The 22,492-nt window shown below is 64.0% G+C and carries 21 protein-coding genes; 11 read left to right on the forward strand and 10 right to left on the reverse strand.

What is annotated here, in order from left to right:
• Positions 1 to 2: 2 nt before the first annotated feature.
• Complete coding sequence (locus ACSQ3E_RS02790) at positions 3 to 1,103, reverse strand: transglycosylase SLT domain-containing protein (RefSeq protein ID WP_436121532.1); 1,101 nt, start codon at positions 1,101 to 1,103, stop codon at positions 3 to 5.
• A gap of 235 nt (positions 1,104 to 1,338) precedes the next feature.
• Between ACSQ3E_RS02790 and ACSQ3E_RS02795 the strand changes: the two genes are divergently transcribed.
• A complete protein-coding gene (locus ACSQ3E_RS02795; RefSeq protein WP_436121962.1) occupies positions 1,339 to 1,857 on the forward strand; it encodes a methylated-DNA--[protein]-cysteine S-methyltransferase in 519 nt (172 codons plus the stop codon).
• 103 nt (positions 1,858 to 1,960) lie between these two features.
• On the opposite strand, the gene ACSQ3E_RS02800 is transcribed toward ACSQ3E_RS02795, so the two are convergent.
• The gene (locus tag ACSQ3E_RS02800) at positions 1,961 to 2,323 is read right to left on the reverse strand and encodes a hypothetical protein (RefSeq protein ID WP_436121533.1); all 363 of its coding nucleotides are present in this window, start codon (positions 2,321 to 2,323) and stop codon (positions 1,961 to 1,963) included.
• A gap of 310 nt (positions 2,324 to 2,633) precedes the next feature.
• On the opposite strand from ACSQ3E_RS02800, the gene ACSQ3E_RS02805 reads away from it, so the two are divergent.
• Complete coding sequence (locus ACSQ3E_RS02805) at positions 2,634 to 2,843, forward strand: cold-shock protein (protein ID WP_109575191.1); 210 nt, start codon at positions 2,634 to 2,636, stop codon at positions 2,841 to 2,843.
• Between the two features lie 284 nt (positions 2,844 to 3,127).
• Here the strand turns inward: ACSQ3E_RS02805 and ACSQ3E_RS02810 are convergent, their stop codons facing one another.
• From ACSQ3E_RS02810 to ACSQ3E_RS02820, 3 genes are all read right to left on the reverse strand, one after another.
• A complete protein-coding gene (locus ACSQ3E_RS02810) occupies positions 3,128 to 3,739 on the reverse strand; it encodes a glutathione S-transferase family protein (RefSeq protein WP_436121534.1) in 612 nt (203 codons plus the stop codon).
• Positions 3,740 to 3,841: 102 nt separating this feature from the next.
• Positions 3,842 to 4,678 (reverse strand): EAL domain-containing protein, encoded by an 837-nt coding sequence (locus ACSQ3E_RS02815; RefSeq protein ID WP_436121535.1) that lies wholly within the window; start codon positions 4,676 to 4,678, stop codon positions 3,842 to 3,844.
• Positions 4,671 to 5,582, reverse strand: coding sequence for an EAL domain-containing protein (locus ACSQ3E_RS02820; RefSeq protein ID WP_436121536.1), 912 nt, complete (start codon positions 5,580 to 5,582; stop codon positions 4,671 to 4,673). The genes ACSQ3E_RS02815 and ACSQ3E_RS02820 overlap by 8 nt, the downstream gene beginning before the upstream one ends.
• 282 nt (positions 5,583 to 5,864) lie before the next feature.
• On the opposite strand from ACSQ3E_RS02820, the gene ACSQ3E_RS02825 reads away from it, so the two are divergent.
• The 4 genes from ACSQ3E_RS02825 (at position 5,865) to ACSQ3E_RS02840 (ending at position 10,191) form a co-directional block, all read left to right on the forward strand.
• On the forward strand, positions 5,865 to 7,067 hold the full coding sequence (locus ACSQ3E_RS02825) for a pyridoxal phosphate-dependent aminotransferase (protein ID WP_436121537.1): 1,203 nt from the start codon (positions 5,865 to 5,867) through the stop codon (positions 7,065 to 7,067).
• A 217-nt stretch (positions 7,068 to 7,284) separates the two neighbouring features.
• Positions 7,285 to 7,677, forward strand: a complete 393-nt coding sequence (locus ACSQ3E_RS02830) for a hypothetical protein (RefSeq protein ID WP_310316484.1) — start codon at positions 7,285 to 7,287, stop codon at positions 7,675 to 7,677.
• 121 nt (positions 7,678 to 7,798) lie between these two features.
• Positions 7,799 to 7,969, forward strand: a complete 171-nt coding sequence (locus ACSQ3E_RS02835; protein WP_018428911.1) for a hypothetical protein — start codon at positions 7,799 to 7,801, stop codon at positions 7,967 to 7,969.
• A gap of 332 nt (positions 7,970 to 8,301) precedes the next feature.
• The gene (locus tag ACSQ3E_RS02840) at positions 8,302 to 10,191 is read left to right on the forward strand and encodes an MFS transporter (protein ID WP_310316477.1); all 1,890 of its coding nucleotides are present in this window, start codon (positions 8,302 to 8,304) and stop codon (positions 10,189 to 10,191) included.
• Positions 10,192 to 10,260: 69 nt separating this feature from the next.
• On the opposite strand, the gene ACSQ3E_RS02845 is transcribed toward ACSQ3E_RS02840, so the two are convergent.
• Positions 10,261 to 11,154 (reverse strand): NAD(P)/FAD-dependent oxidoreductase, encoded by an 894-nt coding sequence (locus tag ACSQ3E_RS02845; RefSeq protein ID WP_436121538.1) that lies wholly within the window; start codon positions 11,152 to 11,154, stop codon positions 10,261 to 10,263.
• 204 nt (positions 11,155 to 11,358) lie between these two features.
• Between ACSQ3E_RS02845 and ACSQ3E_RS02850 the strand changes: the two genes are divergently transcribed.
• Positions 11,359 to 11,805, forward strand: coding sequence for an Rrf2 family transcriptional regulator (locus ACSQ3E_RS02850; RefSeq protein WP_310316473.1), 447 nt, complete (start codon positions 11,359 to 11,361; stop codon positions 11,803 to 11,805).
• An 82-nt stretch (positions 11,806 to 11,887) separates the two neighbouring features.
• On the opposite strand, the gene ACSQ3E_RS02855 is transcribed toward ACSQ3E_RS02850, so the two are convergent.
• Positions 11,888 to 12,382: a hypothetical protein gene (locus ACSQ3E_RS02855; protein ID WP_436121539.1), complete on the reverse strand. Its 495-nt coding sequence runs from the start codon at positions 12,380 to 12,382 to the stop codon at positions 11,888 to 11,890.
• 227 nt (positions 12,383 to 12,609) lie between these two features.
• The gene (locus ACSQ3E_RS02860) at positions 12,610 to 14,103 is read right to left on the reverse strand and encodes an MFS transporter (protein WP_436121540.1); all 1,494 of its coding nucleotides are present in this window, start codon (positions 14,101 to 14,103) and stop codon (positions 12,610 to 12,612) included.
• Positions 14,104 to 14,200: 97 nt separating this feature from the next.
• On the opposite strand from ACSQ3E_RS02860, the gene ACSQ3E_RS02865 reads away from it, so the two are divergent.
• Together ACSQ3E_RS02865 and ACSQ3E_RS02870 are read left to right on the forward strand one after the other, a co-directional pair.
• Positions 14,201 to 14,932, forward strand: coding sequence for a winged helix-turn-helix transcriptional regulator (locus tag ACSQ3E_RS02865; protein ID WP_436121541.1), 732 nt, complete (start codon positions 14,201 to 14,203; stop codon positions 14,930 to 14,932).
• A 101-nt stretch (positions 14,933 to 15,033) separates the two neighbouring features.
• Positions 15,034 to 15,948 carry a pyridoxal-phosphate dependent enzyme gene (locus ACSQ3E_RS02870; RefSeq protein ID WP_436121542.1) on the forward strand — a complete coding sequence of 305 codons (915 nt, stop codon included), beginning with the start codon at positions 15,034 to 15,036 and terminating at the stop codon, positions 15,946 to 15,948.
• 27 nt (positions 15,949 to 15,975) lie between these two features.
• Here the strand turns inward: ACSQ3E_RS02870 and arsK are convergent, their stop codons facing one another.
• A complete protein-coding gene (arsK, locus tag ACSQ3E_RS02875; RefSeq protein WP_436121543.1) occupies positions 15,976 to 17,169 on the reverse strand; it encodes an arsenite efflux MFS transporter ArsK in 1,194 nt (397 codons plus the stop codon).
• Positions 17,170 to 17,401: 232 nt separating this feature from the next.
• Positions 17,402 to 18,991, reverse strand: a complete 1,590-nt coding sequence (locus ACSQ3E_RS02880) for an ABC transporter substrate-binding protein (RefSeq protein WP_436121544.1) — start codon at positions 18,989 to 18,991, stop codon at positions 17,402 to 17,404.
• Between the two features lie 298 nt (positions 18,992 to 19,289).
• Between ACSQ3E_RS02880 and ACSQ3E_RS02885 the strand changes: the two genes are divergently transcribed.
• A complete protein-coding gene (locus tag ACSQ3E_RS02885) occupies positions 19,290 to 21,341 on the forward strand; it encodes an elongation factor G (protein ID WP_436121545.1) in 2,052 nt (683 codons plus the stop codon).
• A 175-nt stretch (positions 21,342 to 21,516) separates the two neighbouring features.
• Complete coding sequence (gene msrP / locus ACSQ3E_RS02890; RefSeq protein WP_436121546.1) at positions 21,517 to 22,476, forward strand: protein-methionine-sulfoxide reductase catalytic subunit MsrP; 960 nt, start codon at positions 21,517 to 21,519, stop codon at positions 22,474 to 22,476.
• Positions 22,477 to 22,492 lie beyond the last annotated feature (16 nt).

A 22,492-nucleotide genomic window follows, 5' to 3' on the forward strand; every position in this document is an offset into this window, starting at 1 on the left:
GGCTAGCCGCGGTGACGGACGCGGTCACGCCCGAGGCCCGTCTCGTCGAGCAGGCCCTTGCGCTTGGCGTGGTAATAATAGCCGCTCTGGTAGAGCTTGTCGGCCTTGTCCTCGTCGCCATCGGCGACCATGAAGGCGCCGCGCAGATATTTGACCGCGTATTTCAGGTTGGTCTCGGCGTCGAACAGGCCGCGCGCCGGGCCGTCATAGCCCATGCCGCGCGCGGTCGCGTGCTTGATCTGCATCAGTCCCCAATGGCCGTTGTTGAAGGCCATCGGATTGAAGGTGCTCTCGCGGTTGACCACGCGCCGCACCAGCCGTTCCGGCACCTCGTAAAGGGCCGCGTATTTCGAGATCAGCTCGTCGATCTTGCCGCGCGAGGCAAGGGCCGGGCTGTCGGGCGCGGCATAAGACGAGGTGGCGAAGCTTTCGGGCGCGACATTGCCCAGCGATGCGACCTGGTAGCTGCGCGGCACCGGTGCGCTGGCCGGCAGGGCGTAGTCGGCGATCGTTGGCGCGGACGGGAACTCGCCGACAAGCTTGGGCGCGCCGGCAACAACGACGACATCGCCACCGGCCATCGGCACCGACATCGGATCGACCGGACCCTTGGCCAAGGCAGGAGCCTTGGGCGCGGCGGCGGCAACGGCGACAGTCTTGGCGGCATCCGCAGCAGGTAGGGCAGGCGCAGCGGCAACGGTCGCTTCAGCACCGGCAGCAGCAACCGTCTTTCCGGCACCTGCAGCAGGAGTAGGTTGCACGGCGGCTACGGCCGCGGCGGCGGCTTCATTTGTGGCCGGAGTCGCGGCGTCAGCCGCAACAGCGACATCCGAGGCATCGGTTGTGGGCGCCGCGGCAGCGAGCACGGCCGTGGCCGGCGACGTTTCGGCGGAAGCGTATGATGCGGTCGGTAGCACAGCCACGGTTTCCGGCAGTGCGAGGTCAGCGACCTCTGTCGAAGCAGGCGCAACCTCGGCGTTCAAGGCCACGTCGGCGCCCGTCGAGAGATCGGTGCTGAGGGCCGCTGTGTTGGTCTGGCAGCCAGACAGCAGAGCCGTCGCCAATGCCGCCGAGATCAGCAGGTGGGTCTTTATCGCCGGCAAATGCACACTCTTTTAATGATTTAGTCCCGCCCGAACCTCTCTACAACAACGTATGAGTCCGGGCAATCCACAGGCAGATGCGGTTTTCGGGTGGCATGCGGTCGCAGATCATGGCAAATTGTTCCCTCTTTGTACCGAATTCACGCCTGCCGCACGGATGAAAGGAACGGTCGTGGACACCAGCGTTTTCTACCCCCTGCCCGGCCACGCCGTGTTCGAAACGGCCCTCGGTTTCATGGCGCTGGCATGGAGCGACACAGGACTTGTCAGGCTTTGCCTGCCCGAGAAAACCCGCGACGCCGCCGAACGCCGGCTGTTGCGGCTAGCCGGTCATGGCGCGGCCGCAGGCGACCGCACGCCGCCCGAGTGGATCGACACGCTGATCGTCGACATCAGGCGTTATGCCGACGGCGCCGATGTCGACTTTTCCACAGTGCCGGTCGATCTCGCCGGCGTCGACGATTTCCGCCGCGACATCTATGCCGCCGCCAGAAACCTTCATTATGGCGAGACGACCACTTATGGCGGGCTGGCGGAAAAGGCCGGCCGCAAGGGGCTGTTCCGCGAAACCGGCTCGGCACTGGGCGCGAACCCTATTCCCCTTGTCATCCCCTGCCACCGCATCCTGGCCGCCGGCGGCAAGATCGGCGGCTTCTCGGCCACCGGCGGGTCGAACATGAAGGAAAAGATGCTGGTGCTCGAAGGCGTGCGCGTCGGCCCGCCGCCGACCACCCAGGCGTCGTTCGGGTTCTGACCGGCAATTGAAAAGCATCGGACGCAGCAGCCCCGCGGCTACGAGCCCAAAGCCGCGATCAGGCGCGCAGAAGGCGTTCAGCCATCCGGAATCAGTTCTGCTTTCAGTGGCGCAGCGGAAACAGCCGTCGCTTGAAGAAGTCGCGCTCGATTCGCTTGCAGTTGTAGACCGGGCAGGAGCGCGCATCGGCGGTCGGCACATATGCCCGCTGCGCCTCTTCGCCGGCCGAACAGAAATGATCGTTGGCGACATAGCGGTCGTAGCGCGGCACGCCCGATGTCGGCGATGTCCAGCGCAGGATCACCGCCCCCTGGTTGCGCACCACGCTTTGCGTTTGGGCGCAGCTCATTTTCGTCGTCACGTAGCGCGAAGCGGCCTGCGCTTCGGCGGCCAGCAGTGTCAGGCACGCGGCAAGCAAAATGGTTTTCATGATGACCTCCCAGGACTTCAAAAAATGGCGGCCCACCTGCCGATTTTAACATGAAAGCATCGCTTGCACGCCTAAAGGCGTCCGCGATGCTATAGCGCCACGCAATATAACACCCAGCGCCCGCCATGGTTGCATGGCAATTGGGGCCGCTTTCAGGCTTCCACTATTTGGAAGGGCTTGCACTTGGCGCCAATTGCCCTTATATCCGGCACGTTGATATTTCGGCCGACAGATCCGTGCCCCGCGACACTCTCGCGTTTGCAGACGTCTCTCCCCAAAATCTCGATACAACGACTGGGCATGCTCGCTTGGTCAAGAACAACTGCAAACGACAAGGATATTCAATATGGCAACTGGCACCGTTAAGTGGTTCAACGCAACCAAGGGCTTCGGCTTCATTCAGCCCGACGCCGGTGGCGCGGACGTTTTTGTCCACATCTCCGCTGTTGAGCGTTCGGGCATGGGCTCGCTGGCCGATGGCCAGAAGGTCAGCTTCGAAATCGAACAGGACCGTCGCACGGGCCGTTCGTCGGCTGGCGCTCTGAAGGCAGTCTGATTTAAGGCGCGCGGGAGCGAAAGCTCCAATCGCGATGCAAGTCACGGATGTACTGGCGGCCGCGCGACAAGCGCGCCGGAACCGGGACCCAGAAGGACGATGCGGCAGATTGCCGTGAGCCTCGGATCCAAGGAACCAGGATCAGCTGCTGACAGTGGAAGGCGGGGTCAAACCCCGCCTTTTTCTTTTTCATACACAGGTCGCGGATCTCGACACCTGTGCGCGACATAGAAAAAGGCCCGAAGATCAGATCTTCGGGCCTTTTGCATATCAGGACCTGGCGCTCAGGGCAGCCATGTAAGCGGCACATGGCCCTCGTCCGCCGCAACACGGGCAAGCCAGGCCTTGACCGCTGGAAACGCGTCAAGGTCATAGCCGCCGATTGTCGCGTCATGGGTGTAGGCATAGAGCGCGATGTCGGCGACGCTCATGGCATCGCCGGCCAGGAACGGCGTCTTCTCAAGCTGCACCTGCATCACGCCGAGCGCCTTGTTGCCGCCATCGAGCAACGCCTGCATGCGTTCCGGCGTCGCCTGGGCAGCGCGTTCGGGATAGAGGAACATCGTCCGCCTGACAGCAACGAAGGGCTCGTGGCTGTACTGTTCGAAGAACAGCCATTGATAGACCAGCGCCCGCTGGTAGGCGTCGCTCGGCAAAAGCCGGGTGCCCTCGGCCATATGCAGCAGGATGGCATTCGACTCGGCGAGGAAGCGGCCATCTTCGAGCTCGAGCAGCGGCACCTTGCCGTTGGCATTCTTGGCGAGATAGGCGGGCGTGCGTGTCGAGCCGTCGCGTGAACTGGTCTCGACATGGCGGAACGGCCGGCCGAGCTTGGCCATCAGAAGCCGCGGCTTGTAGCTGTTGCCGCTGTCGCTCATTCCATAGATCGTGATCATCGCATTCACCCCGTTTGGTGAGCGATTATCGTCCCAGGGCTGAGTCGATCCAGCGAATTGTTGTGCTGCCAGGCATCAGCTTTGGTGATGTTTCCGCTGACATCAGCCGAACAGCGGCACCACCACGCATTCACCCCGACGATATTGCGAGGTTTCGCGCGGCCCTTCGGCAAAGACGCTGCCGACCAGCTTTGCCGGTTCGAGCAGGTCGCCCTGGAGCAGGTCGACACCGGCGCCAAGCGCGATCTCGAGACGGCTCTCATTGTCGATGCCTTCGACGAGCACGTCAGCGCCAAGCGTCTTGAGTTCCGAAACCACCGGACGCAGCAGGCGCCCCGTCGCGGCATCGGCGCAGAAGCGTTCGAACGAGGCCCGATCGAGCCTGACGATGTCTGGCAGCACGCGCTTGACGGCATCGCCGTCATGCTCTGCCGAACCATGATGACCGAGCGCGACACGCATGCCGAGCGCCCGCAGCGCGCAGGCGAGCTGTTCGTCGCCGCCGATCTCGCAGATCAGTTGCGACGCCTCGAAACCTTCGCCCTTGAGGCGCTGGACCATGAAGCCCAGATCGTCGAGATCGGGCGCATCGCCGTTGATTTCCTGCCTGAAGAGCAGCGCGATGCCCTTGAGACCCATATTGTGGGTATTGGCCAGCGGCAGCACCGCCCAGACGCGCCCGACGATCGCGCGCTCTTCGTCACTCATCTCGGCAAGGAATTCCCCGATCGCCACCGGCTGGCCTTCGCGGTAGGGCACGACCTTCGCGTCGGCGGCGACCGGCGTCAGGCGACCGTACTCATGCCGGAAGATCGGCTGGATCGCGCAGCGCAGGCGAAACTCACCATGAACGCCGAACTCCAGGCCAATTTCGTCGGCGGCAATGTTTGCCACCAGATCGCGAGGCAACGCGCCAAACCCGAAAACCACGTCACTCATGCAATGTCCTCTTGCCGAAGCTTCGGCTTGATCGCGGCGCGCGCACTGCAACCGCACCGGCAACACCGGCGGGCACAAGCTCCGCCCTGTGGTCTCCGGCGGCTTCGGGCGCCACCGGTTCGAACTTGGAGAAATTCGCCGGCACGATTTCCGGCAGGGCCAGAACGAAGCCCTGCACCATCGAGGCGCCGGAGCGCTCGGCCAGTTGCAGCTGCCAGCTTTCCTCCAGCCCTTCGAAAACCGTGCGGATGCCCTTGTCCTCGAAGTTGGCCACCATCTCCTTGAGCAGCGCGAAACCAGCGCCCGATTCCATCAGCCGGCTGATCCAGTGGGCATCGAACTTGACGATGTCGGGCTTGATGTCGCGGATGCGCTTGATGTCGGATTCGTCCGAGCCGAAATCGTCGACGGCGATGCGCAGGCCGTTGCCCTTGAGCGCCCTGACGAATTCGAACAGCGCCTCTTCCGAGGCCGGCTTCTTCTCCGTGACCTCGCAGACGATGCGGCGCGGATCGATGCCGGTTTCGTTGAGCACCTGGCGCATGTCGCGCAGCGCGTGCTCCGAGATCGAACGGTCAAGAAACACCGAGGGATCGAAATTGATGAAGATCGACGCGTCCTTGGGCAGGAACACCGCCGCGTTCAGCAGGTGCAGCGTACGGGTCAGCGTTTCGACATGCAGCCGTTCGATGCCTTCCACGGCAGCGAAGAAGAGGCCCGGAGGCACGGCCTCAGCACCGCGAAACGGCCTGATCAGCCCTTCAAAGGCGGTGACCAGCAAACGGCCCGACTGAAAGGCGAAAATCGGCTGAAACGCGCTGCGCAGGGCATGCACGCCCCAGACGCCGGACGCGGATCCGTCGTCGTGCCGGATGATTTGGGCGAGCCCGATGCTCTTCGACACGGTCCGTCCTATTTCCGGAATGCTTGGCGAAATTGCTCCGCCAAAATCTCATCGAAGATTTGATCGGCGGTTAACGCAATGTCTCAAACTTGAACGACCGCCGCCCAGCCGACTGTTTATGCACAGCTTCCGCCGGCATCTGGACCAGCACATCCGAGGCCCCGGAAACGTCAATCTGCTTGCGATTCCCTGCGTCATGCGACATTACAGCGCCGCGCATTCCGTTGGATGCGCAAAGGCGGTCGAGCGACCGCGTCCTTTCCGAACCGGAGACCTGAAGTCATGGCCTTTCTTGCCGATGCCCTTTCCCGCGTTAAGCCTTCCGCGACCATCGCGGTCACGCAGAAAGCGCGCGAGCTGAAAAATGCCGGTCGCGACGTCATTGGCCTGGGCGCAGGCGAGCCGGACTTCGACACGCCAGACAATATCAAGAATGCGGCGATCGAAGCGATCCGCCGCGGCGAGACCAAGTACCCGCCGGTTTCAGGCATCGCGCCGCTGCGCGAGGCCATTGCCGCCAAGTTCAAGCGCGAGAACAATCTCGACTACAAGCCCGAGCAGACGATCGTCGGCACCGGCGGCAAGCAGATCCTGTTCAACGCTTTCATGGCGACGCTGAACCCTGGCGACGAGGTCATCATCCCCCGTCCCTACTGGGTCAGCTACCCCGAAATGGTGGCGATCTGCGGCGGCACATCGGTCTTCGCCGAAACGTCGATCGACAACGGCTTCAAGCTGACGGCAGCGGAACTTGAGCGCAGGATCACGCCGAAGACCAAGTGGCTGTTGATGAACTCGCCGTCGAACCCATCGGGCGCCGCTTACACGGAAGCCGAGCTGCGCGCCATCGCCGACGTGCTGCTCAAGCATCCGCATGTCTGGACGCTGACCGACGACATGTACGAGCACCTGACCTATGGCGACTTCGTCTTCAAGACCATCGCCGAGGTCGAGCCCGCACTCTATGACCGCACGCTGACGATGAACGGCGTGTCGAAAGCTTATGCCATGACCGGCTGGCGCATCGGCTATGCCGCTGGCCCCGTCCAGCTGATCAAGGCAATGGACATGATCCAGGGCCAGCAGACCTCAGGCGCCTGCACCATCGCCCAGTGGGCGTCGGTCGAAGCGCTCAACGGCCCGCAGGACTTCATCGCCAAGAACAAGGCGATCTTCCAGAATCGTCGTGACCTGGTCGTGTCGATGCTCAACCAGGCGCGCGGCATTACCTGCCCGTCGCCGGAAGGTGCCTTCTACGTCTATCCGTCCTGCGCCGGCCTGATCGGCAAGAAGACGCAAGGCGGCAAGGTCATCGACGGCGACGAAACCTTCTGCTCCGAGCTGCTCGAAGCCGAAGGCGTGGCGGTGGTGTTCGGTTCGGCCTTCGGCCTCGGCCCGAACTTCCGCATCTCCTACGCAACGTCGGAGAAGCTGCTCGAGGAAGCCTGCACGCGCATCCAGCGCTTCACGGCATCGCTCGTCTGAGCAAGCCACCAAGGCATAGGAAACCCGGCTTCGGCCGGGTTTCTTTTGCCGGTTGCATAAAGCAACTTTTAATTGTATGCAGATAGCAACAGAAACCTTCTGAACCTCATACGCTATCATACATTTGCATATTGCCGTGCCGGTACAATCTGTTACTCTAAAGTAACTATATCCGCCCTCGTCGGCGGAATCGTGCAGAGGCAGTCAGAGGCAGCAATTGTATCAGCGCAGACAGCAGCAGCAGGGGCGAAGGAGCGGAAGTCTGCTCTCACGCCTGTTGTTCTTGTTGCTACCGCTGTTTGCTGCACTCAGCGTCTCGGTTGCATCGACCCACGCGCACGCGTCCGGCTATCATCCTGAAGCAAATCTGTCGGCCAGCGAAGGCACCTATCGGGTCACCGATGACCCCGCGGCACTGCCCGGCTGCAGCGACACATGCCTTGCCCTTGCCGAGTGCAGCGGCGATGGCAGCGACGACAGCGCGCTGCTGCGCGTCGCCAACACCCTGCCAGCCGTCGACCTGACCAGCGGTGCGCTGGCCATCGACCCGCTTTTCAGCTTCCTGCGTTACCGAACCAGCGAGCCGCGCGCGCCTCCAGCTCGCGCCTGACGGCGCAACGCGCCCCACCTGCGCCGAATGACCCGCCAGCAGCGGCTACAGCATCAAGCTCGCCGCCACGGCTGGTCATCATCTCTCCGGGACATTTCCCGAAACAGTCTCAGGAATCATCATGTCTAAGACTCATCCGCTCGGATTCCGTATCGAACGCGACCTCAAGGAGGCGCTCGTCAAGGCAGCCAAGGACGACCACCGCTCGGTGTCGTCGATGGTTGAAATCATCATCGCAAGGTGGCTGCGCGATCGCGGCTACCTCGTCGAAAAGGAAGAACGGGCAGCCTGATCCGTCCTTCTCGAAAACGTGCCCGGCGGCGCCAATTGCGGCGCCGGGCAGCATCGGCCAGAACGTTCTGAATTGGCAGCTTGACCTTTCCGAGCCGCGCCAAGCTTGCGGTCCGCCTCTTCTGGGCCCAGCCTCTGCATCGTCGTTTGCAATGCAACATAAGTCGCCGAAACGACTTCGCGTTTGCTTCTACGACCAAAGTCATAATCCCAAAGCAGCGATGGATAATGCCCGTCTTGCGGCGTTATCAATTCGACGTGGTTAGGTCAGGCGGATTCGCGCGGAGATTGCTCTCCAGGCCCTTACCGCCGGCACTCTGGGAGGAGACATCTATGACAATTTCGGCAACCGCCGACGCCCGCCGCGGGCGAGGCATGACGCGAGAAGAGAAGAAGGTCATCTTCGCTTCGTCGCTCGGCACCGTTTTCGAATGGTACGATTTCTACCTTTACGGTTCACTCGCAGCCTTCATCGGCGCGACCTTCTTTGCCTCGTACCCCGAGGCCACTCGCAACATCTTCGCGCTGCTCGCTTTCGCCGCCGGCTTCCTGGTGCGCCCGTTCGGTGCGCTCGTCTTCGGCCGCATCGGCGACCTCGTCGGCCGCAAATATACCTTCCTCGTCACCATCCTGATCATGGGCCTGTCGACCTTCTTCGTCGGCCTGCTGCCCGGCTCGGCCTCCATCGGCATCGCCGCTCCGATCATCCTGATCGTGCTGCGCATGCTGCAGGGCCTGGCGCTCGGCGGTGAATATGGCGGTGCTGCGACCTATGTCGCCGAGCACGCGCCCGACGACCGCCGCGGCTACTACACTTCGTGGATCCAGACCACCGCAACGCTCGGCCTGTTCCTGTCGCTGGTCGTCATCCTGGTTGTGCAGACCTGGCTCGGCAAGGAAGCCTTCGCCGCCTGGGGATGGCGCGTTCCGTTCCTGCTATCGTTCATCCTGCTCGGCATCTCGGTGTGGATTCGTCTGTCGCTGTCGGAATCGCCGACCTTCCAGCGCATGAAGGAAGAGGGCAAGGGCTCCAAGGCGCCGCTGTCGGAAGCCTTCGGTCAGTGGAAGAACGCCAAGATCGCCCTGCTCGCACTGTTCGGCCTCACCGCCGGCCAGGCCGTGGTGTGGTACTCGGGCCAGTTCTACGCACTGTTCTTCCTGCAGAACGTGCTCAAGGTCGACGCCCAGTCGGTCAACATCATGATCGCGATCTCGCTGCTGCTCGGCACCGGCTTCTTCGTGCTCTTTGGCTGGCTGTCCGACAAGATCGGCCGCAAGCCGATCATCATGGCTGGCCTGGCTCTCGCCATCGTCACCTACTTCCCGCTGTTCAAGGCGCTGACCTGGGCCGCAAACCCGGCACTCGCCACCGCCCAGCAAAACGTTCGTGCCACCGTCACTGCCGCTCCTGGCGACTGCAAGTTCCAGTTCAACCCGGTGGGCACAGCAAAGTTCACCACCTCCTGCGATATAGCGACGTCGTTCCTGACCAAGAACTCAGTTCCTTATGACGTCGTCACCACGGCTGCTGCCGGCACCCCCGCCACGGTCAAGATCGGCGAAGAAACCGTCACCTCCTATGACGCCATCGCCGCTGGCGATGCTGCCAAGGCGAACGACGCTGCCTTCGTCAAAGCGGTCAACATCGCACTCCACGACGCCGGCTATCCGCTGGTCCGTGGCGCCGCCAAGGTTGCCGACCAGAAGCTCGATGCCTTCATCGCCGCCAATCCGGAACTGAAGCTCGACGCCGCCGCTATCCGCGCCGGTGAAAAGGTGACCGTGCCTGCCGCTCAGGCGATCAAGGACAAGATCGTCACCGCCGAAGAGGCAGCCGCTGCTCCTGAAGTCGGCTTCTTCAACATCCCGGCAGGCGGCTCCTTCGCCATGGTCGCCGATCCGGCAGCCGTGAGCTGGCCGATGGTCATCGCCATCCTCACGGTGTTGGTCATCTACGTGACCATGGTCTACGGCCCGATCGCCGCGATCCTGGTCGAGATGTTCCCGACCCGCATCCGCTACACCGGCATGTCGCTGCCCTACCATATCGGCAACGGCTGGTTCGGCGGCCTGCTGCCTGCAACGGCCTTCGCAATGAGTGCGGCGGCTGGCGACATCTACTATGGCTTGTGGTACCCGATCGCGATTGCCGCCATGACGCTGATCATCGGCACGCTGTTCGTCAAGGACACGCTCGGCACCGACCTCAACGCCAAGGACTGATCCTCGGCCACTGACGACAGAGCCCGGCAAGCGCAAGCCTGCCGGGCTTTTTCTATTCCGAACGGGCTTTCAGTCAGCCTCGAACATCAGCGAACGGTGCGTGGCTGCCCCTGCCATGGCGCCATCCCCCACTGACAGCGCCACCGAGCCTGCAGCCCGCGCAATGTCGCCGCAGGCAAACACGCCCCGCGCCGTCGTCTGCTTCATCGCATCGGTCCTGATGAAATTGCCCATCGGCCCCGCTTCCAGTTCGCAGCCTAGCTGCTCGGCCCACGGAATCTGCAGTGACGTTTTCGGCATGGTGAACAGCCCGTCGAGCGCGATCACCCGGCCATCGTCGAGAACGACGTCGGCGCCCTCGCCCCCGACTTCGCGGACAGGCGTCGCCTCAACCGCTGTGCCCCGCGCTGCCAGCTGCCGAAGCTGCTCGGCGTCGGGCACGAACACGCCGTTGGTGAAGAGCGTCGTCGTGCCCCAGTCCGGCAGCATCAGCCCGTGATGCATCGAGTGCTCCGACACGGCGAGCACGCCGATCCGGCCCTGGTTGAGCTCATAGCCATGGCAATAGGGACAATGAAAGACGGATTTGCCCCAGCGCTCGCGCAGGCCGGGGATATCGGGCAGGCTATCCGAGACCCCGGCCGCCAGCACAAGGCGCCGGCCGTTCGCTAGGTTGCCAGTGCTGAGGTCGACAGCGAAACCACCCTCGATCCGCCACGCGCCCTCCGCCCTGCCCTCGACCCAGCTTACCGTCGAATACAGTTCGAGCTGCGCCCGCGCCTCAGCGCCAATCGCACCTGGCTCGCGACCGTCCTGGCCGAGGAAGCCGTGCGAATGCGAGGCGAAGCGATTCCGGCGCTCGCCGGCGTCGACCACCAGAACCTTGCGCCGTGCGCGGGCAAGCTGCAGCCCCGCAGACATCCCGGCATAGCTGCCCCCGACGATAATAACGTCATAGTCCATGACCAATTCCTCTGAAGCGACCTTCTGATCGCGTTGCGCTTCCCCGGCAGGGCCAGATCATCCCCTCGGGATATCACGCTACTTATTATGTTACGTGACTTGTCATCGTCAAGCCTCACGCAACTCCTGTTGTTGCATGACTAGGCATCTGCTAGGCCTTCCAAGACGCAAAAAGCGATCTGAACGCGCCGAAAGAACTGAACGATGAGATCCGACACCCGCCTTTCCCGCATGCTGCACGTGCTGATCCACATGCAACACCATGAGGGCACCGCGACCTCGGACGCGATCGCGACAATGCTCGGCACCAACCCTGTGGTGGTGCGCCGGACCATGGCGGGGTTGCGCGACCAAGGTTATGTCCGCTCGGAGAAAGGCCATGGCGGCGGCTGGCTCTTGGCGCGGCCGCTGGAAGAGATCACCTTGCTCGACATCCACGAGGCGCTGGGCGCGCCGCAGCTCTTCGCCATCGGCCTCGCCGGCGACAACCCCAGCTGCACCATCGAGCAGGCGGTCAACGTCTCACTCGCCGAGGCGATGAATGAAGCCGAGGCGATCCTGTTGGCAAAATTCGGCAAGGTCACGCTGGCGGAGCTTGCCGAGGGCGCTGCGAAAGCGTCCAACGGCAGGCTGACGATGGAGCACCTCTAGGCGCGCGAGAAAGCGGCTAGGTCGTCGCCTCAATCAGCCGACAATCGCCGGCGCCTTTCAACGCCGCCGCTTTCAGTGCCGATTACTTTGACACGTCCTGGATGCCGATGATCTTGGCGTCGAAGTTCTTGCAGGCGTTGTCGTGGCAGATGCCGTTGATCCACACCTGCCCGTCGCCGAACATGATGCCCTTGTAGTTGACGAAGAGATCCGCGTATTTCTGATCGGTGACCGCCTTGGTGATCGAAGGCGTGAAAATCCCATCATAGTTTTCGGCGAATGCCTTTGCCGACTTGATGTGCGTTTCCTTGCCGGCGACACTCACGCCAATCGGGTAGCTCACAAGTTCAGCAACGCCCGCCGCGTCATGCGCTGCAACCGCCTTCTGCAGGGTATTGATCACCGCCTCGTATTTCGTGTGGTCGCCAAGCAACTGATCGATGGACTGGTTGGTCGTTTCGTTCTGCGCTTCCGCGGGAACAACCCCGACCAGGGCAATGGACGTCGCAAGTAGAACGTACCGCATCGAATTTCGCATCTTCACAATCCTCTCAATCGCTGTTGCAGTTGCGATCATTCGGGTCGCAGTTCTCAGGCTCGCTTCTACATGAAGCATTCACACGATTTCACAGCCGACACGATTGGGCAACGCTGCAACACTTGCACCAACTATGCCGCCGCCAAGAACTTCAGTTATGATGAATCAGGTACCAGCGATGTACTGGTTTCAGGTTCGCCATCGGCCTTTGCCGACATACCGTCGGCCTTGATCCGGCGGAGGCATGCCCGCCGCGCCCCTGCCTTTCAGCCGCCTTGCGTCTCAGTCTGCAGGCCGCCAGAGCCACGCAGCAGCAAGGTCAGCACCGCGCCGCAGATGGCGATGGCGCTGCACAGCAAGGCGGCCGCCTTGAGCGCTTGCCCCAGGGCGTCGCGTGCCGCCTCCAGCTGCGCGCCCGCACTGCCCGGCCCAAGCGCCGCGTTCATCGGCAATTTCGCAAGCTCGGGAAAATCGGCAAGCGCCAGTTGGTAGAGCATCGTCAGCAGGCTGCCGAGCACGGCGATGCCGAAGGCGCCGCCGAGTTCGGTGCTGGCCTCCGACATGCCGGCGGCGGCGCCGGCATGCGATGCCGGCACGGAACCGACGATGACGTCGGTCGTCATGGTGAAGACGGGGGCAAGCCCGAGCGAGAACAGGCAGTAGGCCGAGATCATCAGCGTGAGATCGCCGCCGGCGGCCGCGGCACCCGCCAGCGCGAAGCCTGCAGCGGCGACGACGAAGCCGAGCGCCATCAGCGCGACAGTGCCGATGCGTGACGCGATCGCCGGCGCGGCAAGCGAACCCGCAATGAAGGCTACGCCGGACGGCGCCGAGGCCAGCCCGGCCTGCAGCTCGGTCAGGCCGAGGCCGAGCTGGAAGTACAGCGCCACCAGAAGAAACATGCCGAAGGCAACGAAGAAGCCAAAAATGTTGATCGTCAGCGCCGCGGAAAAGCGCGGCGAGGCAAACATGTCGAGGTCGAGGAACGGAACCGCAAGCCGCCGCTGGCGGCGCAAGAACAGCGCCGTGGCAACGATGCTCAGCGCCAGTGCAAGGCCGGCCTCGCCGCTCCAGCCGTCCATCGCCACCTTCTTGATCGCATAGACCAGGCCAAGCACCGCAACCAGCAAGCCGAACGCGCTCACCATGTCGGGGCGCGGTGCGGCGGCGTCGCGGGCCTCCGGCAGCATCCTCGGGCCGAGAACCAGAAGCAGCGCCATGACGGGCAGGTTGATCAGGAACACCGAGCCCCACCAGAAATACTCGAGCAGCACGCCGCCAACCAGCGGACCGACGGCACCGCCGGCGGAGAAGCTGGCGATCCAGACGCCGATCGCCTTGCTACGGTCTTCCGGATGCGGAAACAGGTTGCGGACCATCGACAGCGTCGACGGCGCAAGCGTTGCCGCCGCAATGCCCATCAGAGCCCGTGCCGCGATCATCATTGGTGCGGAATTGGCGAAGGCGGCGATCAGCGACGCCACGCCGAATGCGAATGCGCCCCACAGCAACAGCCGCCGGCGGCCGATACGGTCGCCGAAGACCCCCATCGGGATCAGGGCGGCGGCCAGGATGAAGCCGTAAATATCGACCATCCACAACAGCTGGGCGGGACTTGGATCAAGATCGGCCGCAAGTTCGGGCACGGCGAGGTTCAGCACCGTCAGATCCATCGAATACAGCAGGCATGGCAAGGCGAGGATCGCCATCGCTGCCCATTCGCGCCGCCCCGCCCGGGGCATATCGCCATGCTCGTCCATCTTCGCCTCCCCTGGAGCGCTTGATCGTCGGGTGCCTGCGTGACAAGGTGAATATGTGTGAACTAATTAGTCCTAAAAAGCAACTATAGAGTTTTTGATGCGAACTACGAAGAGCCGAAGCTACGATGACGGGTGCGCGACCGCGCACGCGCTCGACCTGATTGGCGAACGCTGGGCGCTGCTTGTCGTCCGCGAACTGCTCTTCGGGCCGAAGCGTTTCACCGACCTGCGCAACGACCTGCGCACCATCAGCCCCAACGTGCTGACGCAGCGCCTGGAGACGCTGGAGGAGACAGGCATCGTGCGCCGGCGCAAGCTGCCGCCCCCCGCCGCATCCTGGATCTACGAACTGACCGAGTGGGGCAGCCAACTCGAGGACACCATCGTGACGCTCGGCAAATGGGCCGCGCGTTCGCCGTTCCTGGAACAGGGCCTGCCAATCAGCCGCGCCGGGCTGCTTCTGGCCATGCGGGCGATGTACACACCGCAAGACGATGGCGGCTTCTGCGTCTGCCTCGACATGCCCGATGGCACATCAGTCGTCACCGGCACGCCCGAAGGCTTCGATATCCGGTTCGGTGATGAAGCCTTGAAGGCAACCCAGGCTGTATTCTCGGGCACATCGCAGGTCCTCGACAGCATCCTGTTCGGCGGCGTCACCGTCGAGGCGGCAGTGAAGGCGGGCGATGCCAGGATAACCGGCGAGATGGAGGCGATGCACAGGCTGCTGCAAGCGTTCCCGATGCCATCTGCCGCGCCCGACACCACCCCTGATCTAGGAGATCATGGTCCGGCCGTCGGCACGACCAAGGCCCGGTCGCTGTCCTAAAGGACCGTGGCTCCCTACCCGCCAAGCCCGTCCAACCCGCTGGCACAGCTGCCAAAATTGCCGCATAAGCACCAGACGTCATTCCCCGAGGTCGGATCCCCATGGCCCTGCACATCAACACGCCTCTGCTCGAATCCCGCCCGCTGAGCCTGGCCGCCGGGCGCTCGATCTGGCTGAAGATGGATGCGCTGCAGCCGCCCGGCTCGTTCAAGATCCGCGGCATAGGTGCTGCCTGCGAACACCATGCCAAGGGCGGCAAGCGCCGCTTCGTCTCGTCCTCCGGCGGTAATGCCGGCATCGCGGTTGCCTATGCCGGCCGCCGGCTTGGCATTGCGGTGTCGGTCTTTGTCCCGGAAACGGCAACGGAACTGGCCAAGGCGCTGATCCGCCAGGAAGGTGCTGAGGTCATCGTCCACGGCGCCTCCTGGCAGGAGGCCAATGAACGCGCCATGTCGGCGCTCGATTCCGATACGGCCTTCATCCACCCCTTCGACGACCCGTTGCTCTGGACCGGCCATGCAACGATGATCGACGAGGTCGTCGCCGAAGGTCTGTCCTTCGACGCGGTTGCCGTGTCGGTCGGTGGCGGCGGGCTGATGTCGGGCGTCGTCGAGGGCCTGGCGCGCAATGGCCTCGCCCATATCCCCGTCATCGCGGTTGAAACCGAAGGTGCCGCCTCGCTGGCTGCCTCGATGCAGGCAGGAGCCCGGGTGCAGCTGCCGGCCATCACCAGCATCGCCACCTCGCTCGGCGCCCGCATGGTCAGCGAGCGCGCCTTCGAAGTGACGCAAACCCGGCCCGTCGACAGCGTGGTGGTCAGCGACCATACCGCAGTCGAAGCCTGCCTGCGCTTCCTCGACGATCACCGCGTGCTGGTCGAGCCGGCCTGCGGCGCAACGCTTGCCCTCGCCTACTCGCAGTCCCCGGCACTTGCGCGCTACGAGCGCGTGCTGATGATCGCCTGCGGCGGGGCAACGGCGTCGCTGACGCAGATGCAGGCCTGGCACGCCGCCTGAGCCTTCTGCATTTGCCCGCGCCCTGAGCTACGACGGCGAGCGCACTGCCAACCGGCCGATGGCGGCAAAGATCGCCAATGCGACAACGCCAAGCAGGACGGTGAAGGACAGCGCCCAGGAAATGCCGATGGTGGCCATGGCGAATGCCAGCGCGAAGGGCGCAACCGCAGAGACGATCAGACGGGCCGACATGGCGCGGCCCTGGAGCCGGCCGTAGCCGTCGCTGCCGAACAGCGCCAGCGGCAGTGCGCCGGTGACGATGCTGAACAGGCCATTGCCCATGCCGAAGATCACGGCGAAGGTCATCGCACCCGCAATCGACGGTGCGGTCGCTAGCAACACGCCCACGCCAGCAGTCATCAGCACTGCAGATATGATCGCCAGCGTCAGCGGCGCGAGGCTGATGCCAGCCACCATGTTGATGAAGCGGCTGAGCACCTGGGCGGGTCCGAACAAAGTGCCGACGACGGCAGCCGTGGCGCCGAGCCCGAGGCCGGAGAGTAGCGGCACCATGTGCACCAGGATCGCCGCGCTCACCAGGTTCTGCACCGAAAGCGCAGTCACCATCAGGGCGAAACCGAGCGGGCGCACGGCAACCGCAAGCGAGCCCTCGACATGCTGGTGCGGTTCGGTGTCGACCTGGCCCTGTCCCGTCCGGCGAAACGACAGCCAGGCATGCAACGGCAGGCAGACGACCAGGTTGAGGACGGCGAAGACGAAATAGACCGCCTGCCACGACATCTGCGCGTGCAATGCCGTGGTGATCGGCCAGAAGGCGGTCGATGCAAAGCCGGCGATCAGGGTCAGATAGGTGATGTTGCGCTGCGCGTCGCGCGGCGAAATCTGGACCAGCAGCGCAAACGCCGCGCCATACTGGACAAGGTTCGAGGCGACCTGCACCGCGACCAGCGCAATGACGAAGCTGATCGCATCGGGGGCTGCCGCGCAGGCGACGAGTGCCAGCGCGGCAACAGCCGAACCGGCCGTCATGATCCGGCCGGCGCCGTAGCGGTCGATCCAGTTGCCAAGCCAAGGTGCGGTCAGCCCGCCGACGAGCAGCGCTGCCGACAGCGCGCCGAACAGCCACTCGACCGGCCACGACAAATCCTTCGCCATGTCGCCGGCAAGAATGGAAAAGCTGTAATAGAGCGTGCCGTATCCGACGATCTGGGTGATGCCGAGTGCGATGACGGCGGCAATCGGCGAACGCACGGCGGTCATTGGAAATCGGCTCGCTCTCGGGCTTGGCTGCGACCTCCTTCCAATGTCCACCGCGACAGGTCAAGCGACATGACACCCTGGCACAACGCATATGCCCCGGCGCGGGCCAGGCCCTACGCGCGATCGTGGCGGGCTCGCCCGGCCGCGCAAGACTGGCCGGGTCGACGCCCGTGCCATAGCTCAGCTGACAGCGCCTGCCCCAGCATCACCGGAACAGGCGCAGCGCCCTCGCCTATGCGTTGACCCAGCACTTGGTCAGCGCGTGGCCGCCCATCAACTCGCCGTTCGGATCGTCGACCCAGCCGCCGACCTTGGTGCCGGTCGCGTCGATGTAGTTGTTGAACATCGGCACGATGACGCCGCCCTCGTCGCGCAGGATCACCGCCGCCTGGCGGTAGAGATCCTTGCGCTTGGCCTGGTCGAGCTCGCCGCGCGCCGACAGGATCAGCTTGTCGAAATCGTCGCGGAAGAAGCGGGTGTCGTTCCACTCGGCCTTGGACAGATAGGCGATGGAATAGACCTGGTCCTGGGTCGGACGCCCGGTCCAGTAGGACATCGAGAAGGGCTGCTTGTTCCATACCTCCGACCAGTAGCCGTCGCCCGGCTCGCGCTTGACCTCAAGCGTGATGCCCGCCTTGGCCGCACTCTGCTGGTAGAGCTGGGCGGCGTCGACCGCCCCCGGGAATGCGACGTCGGACGTGCGCAGCAGCACCGGCCCGCTATGGCCAGATTTCTTGTAGTGGAACGCCGCCTTGTCGGGATCGTAGGCGCGCTGCTCGATGTCTTCGGAGAACATCGCATAAGCCTTGGTCACCGGCATGTCGTTGCCGATCGAGCCGTAGCCGCTCAGCACTTTCTTGACCATCTCCTCGCGGTCGACGGCATATTTCAGCGCCAGCCGGAGATCGTTGTTGTCGAAGGGTGCCGTGTTGCAATGAGCGATGAAGACATAGTGCCCCTTGCCAGGCACGTTGCGGATCTCGACGCCCGGCACGCGCTTGATCAGGTCGACGATCTTCGGCTCGACGCGGTTGATCAGGTCGACCTGGCCGCCCTGCAGCGCCGAAGTGCGGGCGGTGGCGTCGTTGATCACCACGATCTCGATCTGGTCGGCATGGCCGCGCTTGTCGGTGCCCCAGTAGTTCTTGCTCAGCTCGCCGACATGGCGCACGCCCGGCTCGTTGACCACCACCTTGTAGGGGCCGGTGCCGATGCCTTCGGTCGGATTGTCCTTGCCGCCGTTCGGCTGGATCATCAGGTGATAGTCGCTGACGACGTAAGGCAGGTCGGCATTGGCCTCCTTGAGCTGGATGACGACGTAGTCGCCATCGACCTTCATGCTTTCGAACTGGCTGACGAAGGCCAGTGCCGCCGATTTCGAATTGGCGTCGGCATGGCGCTCCAGCGTCGCCATCACGTCGGCCGGCGTCAGGTCCTTGCCATTGTGGAAGGTCACGCCCTTGCGGATCTTGAAGTGCCAGGTCTTGGCATCGTCGGAGGCTTCGTAGCTTTCGGCCAGGCGCGGCTCGATCTCGCCCGCCGGCGACACCTCCAGCATCTGCTCGCCCCAGCTGCGCCCGAGCGTGTAGGGCACCTGGCTCGCCCAGGTCGCAGGATCAAGGCTGTCGGTGGCGGCACCGCCGACCATGCCGGCCTTCAGGGTGCCGCCTTTGACCGGCGCTTGCGCGCGTGCGGCACCGGCAAGCAGCGTGTTGGCCGCAAGGGCCGTCACGCCAAGTGCTGCGGCGCGGCCGAGAAAGTCGCGGCGCGACAGCCGTCCGCTGACGACAAGATGGCTGAGATGATCGAGTTCACGGGACATTGGACTGCGTTCCTCCAGATGGGCGCGACTTGATGTCGTCATGGTTCCCCAACGTCATATTGGTCGGCGGCGCTTCCCGCTCAGCCGGCAGGACGCGACATTTGATGCCGTTTCTGGAACATCCCGCATTTCGCCAGCCGCTGCGTCAGCCCCTGTCTCGCGAGGCTCTTGCCCTGCCTTCAAAGCCGTGTGACGATGTCGCCAACGGGGAGGAAGTTCTCAGACGGATTTGCCCGCGACGGCCGAACAGGCCGGCCGCCGCATTCAGGGAAAAATGCCTGAGTGGAGGTCAGCTCTCATGGGTAGTCGCGCCGGAGGAAGACGCACGGGACCGAAGTGCATCGCCATCGTCGGTCCCTTCGCCAGCGGTAAAACCACACTTCTCGAAGCCCTTCTCGCCCGCACGGGCGCCATTTCCAAGCAGCACCCGGTCGCCTCCGGCAGCACGGTCTCCGATCACTCCGCCGAAGCCAAGGCGCATGCCATGAGCGTCGAGGCGGTCTTCGCCACCACCCAGTTCATGGGCGAGAGCATCACTTTCGTCGACTGCCCCGGTTCGGTCGAGTTCGCTTTCGAGGCCGAGCCCATCCTTGCCGCCTGCGACCTCGCCGTCGTCGTCGCCGAGCCCGACGAAAAGAAGATCCCCGCTCTGCAGCTGATCATGCGCAAGCTCGACGATCTCGGCGTGCCGCGCATCCTGTTCCTCAACAAGATCGACAAGGCCGCCGCCGGCGTGCGCGACACGCTGAAGCTGTTGCAGCCGGTCAGCCGCACGCCACTGCTCCTGCGCCAGATCCCGCTGCGCAAGGACGGCGTCGTCGTCGGCTCGATCGACCTCGCGCTGGAGCGCGCCTACATCTACCGCGAATATGCCGAGAGCGAGATCGCCGAGATCCCCGGCGACGACAAGGCGCGCGAACTCGAAGCCCGCTTCGCCATGCTGGAGACGCTCGCCGACCACGACGACCAGTTGATGGAGCAGCTGCTCGAGGAGATCGAGCCCCCGAAGGACGAGATCTTCGACGACCTCGCCGCCGACCTGCGCGACGGCGCGGTCACCCCGGTTCTGATCGGCTCGGCCGAAAAGGGCAACGGCGCGCTGCGCCTGCTCAAGGCCATCCGCCACGACGCCCCCGACATCGAAGCGACACGCAAGCGGCTCGGCATATCAGATGGCAGTGCTGCTGTTGTTCAGGTGATGAAGACCATCCACACCTCGCATGCCGGCAAGCTGTCGGTGTCGCGCATCCTGTCCGGCCAGGTTGCCGACGGCACCGAGCTCTGGCTCAACTCCACCGACACTTCGAAGGTCTCGGGCATCTACCGCATGCTCGGCAAGGACCAGTCCAAGCTGCCCAATGCCGCCGCCGGCGACACGGTGGCGCTCGGCAAGCTCGAACATGCCGCGACCGGCCAGACGCTGACCACGGCCAAGGGTGGCATCAAGCCGCTGTTCAAACTCGAACCGCCCAAGCCGGTCTATGCCTTCGCGCTCCGCCCCAAGGAACGCAAGGACGAGGTCAAGATGTCGGCGGCGATCCAGCGGCTCGCCGAGGAAGATCCCTCGCTCACCTTGCACCACAACCAGGACTCGGCGGAGACGGTTCTGTCGGGCCATGGCGAGATGCATCTCAGGGTGGTGCGCGAGCGCCTCGAAGGCCGCAACCAGATCGCCGTCGAAGGTCACGCGCCGGCAGTGCCCTATCGCGAGACCATCCGCAAATCGGTCCAGCAGCGCGGCCGCCACAAGAAGCAGTCGGGCGGCCACGGCCAGTTCGGCGACGTCGTCATCGAGATCAAGCCGCTGCCGCGCGGCTCCGGTTTCGAGTTCACCGACACCATCACCGGCGGCGTCGTGCCCAAGCAGTACATCCAGTCGGTCGAAGCCGGCGCGCGCGACTTCCTCAAGACCGGCCCGCTCGGTTTCCCCGTCGTCGACATCGCGATCAACCTGTCCGACGGCTCGTACCACTCGGTCGATTCCTCCGACATGGCGTTCCAGATGGCGGCCAAGATCGCGATGAAGGAAGGCATGCCGAGCTGTTCGCCGGTGCTGCTCGAACCGGTCATGAAGGTCGAGATATTCACGCCCTCCGATGCAACCGCCCGCATCATCGCGCTGGTGCCGCAGCGCCGCGGCCAGATCCTCGGTTACGACGCGCGTTCCGACTGGCCCGGCTGGGATGTCGTCGAGGCAACGATGCCGCAATCGGAGATCGGCGACCTGATCATCGAGCTGCGCTCGGCAACCGCGGGTGCTGCCACCTATCGCGCCGAGTTCGACCACATGGCCGAACTCACCGGCCGCCTCGCCGACGAGGCGATGCAGTCGGGCGGCAAGGCCGCGTGAGACAGGCCGCCGGGCGATCCATTCAGGTCGCCCGGCCCTTCTCCTCACGCTCTCTTGATCTCCAATTCGGGACGGCGCCGTAACACGACAGCGTTCCCACGCGTATGTGAACGTGACAGCGTTGATTTCGCCGTCCGCAGGGGCGACCTTGCGGCCGGCCTATTGGAGAGCAAGCATGGCATTCATTCACCGCCGCCCGTCCTGGGCGATACCGGAAGCGCTGGCGACGCCCGAGCACATCTTCCTCAACCGGCGCAGCATTCTCGCCGGTATGGGACTTGGGCTCGCGGCCGCAGCGCTGCCCCACAGGGCGCGCGCCGAGGAGGCGGACCCGACCGCTGATCTCTACCCGGCCAAGCCGAATGGCGCCTACAAGCTCGACCGTGCGCTCACGCCCGAACAGATCAACGCCAACTACAACAACTTCTACGAATACGGCACCTACAAGGAGATTGCTGCGAGCGCCCAGATGCTCCAGACTCGGCCATGGCAGGTCGAGATCGGAGGCCTCGTCGACAAGCCGATGACGCTCGCCATCGACGACCTGATCCGGAAGTTCCCGCTCGAGACGCGGCTCTACCGCCACCGCTGCGTCGAGGCCTGGTCGATGACCATCCCGTGGAGCGGCTTTCCGCTCAAGTCGCTGGTGGCGATGGCCAGCCCCAAGGCGGACGCCAAGTTCATCCGCTTCGAGACCTTCCTCGACCCGGCCATGGCACCGGGACAGAACGACTTCGTCTACCCCTGGCCCTATGTCGAGGGCGTCACCATCGAGGAGGCAGCACTCGACCTGCCCTTCCTCGTCACCGGCGCCTATGACAAGCCTCTGGCCAAGCAGTTCGGCGCGCCGCTGCGCCTCGCCTTGCCGTGGAAGTACGGCTTCAAGTCGATCAAGTCGATCCGCAAGATCGACTTCGTCGCCGAGCAACCGGTTGGCCTGTGGGAGGCGATCCAGCCGAGCGAATACGGCTTCTGGGCCAATGTGAATCCAGAGGTTCCCCACCCGCGCTGGAGCCAGGCAAAGGAACGTGTGCTGGGCACCGGCGAACAGGTTCCGACGCAGCTGTTCAACGGCTACGTAGCAGAGGTCGGCCAGCTCTATGCCGGCAAGGACCCGGCAAAGCTCTATATGTGATAAAGGGCTGGGTCTT

This window comes from Aminobacter sp. LjRoot7, assembly GCF_964252895.1.
In the GTDB taxonomy this organism is placed as follows: domain Bacteria; phylum Pseudomonadota; class Alphaproteobacteria; order Rhizobiales; family Rhizobiaceae; genus Aminobacter; species Aminobacter aminovorans_B.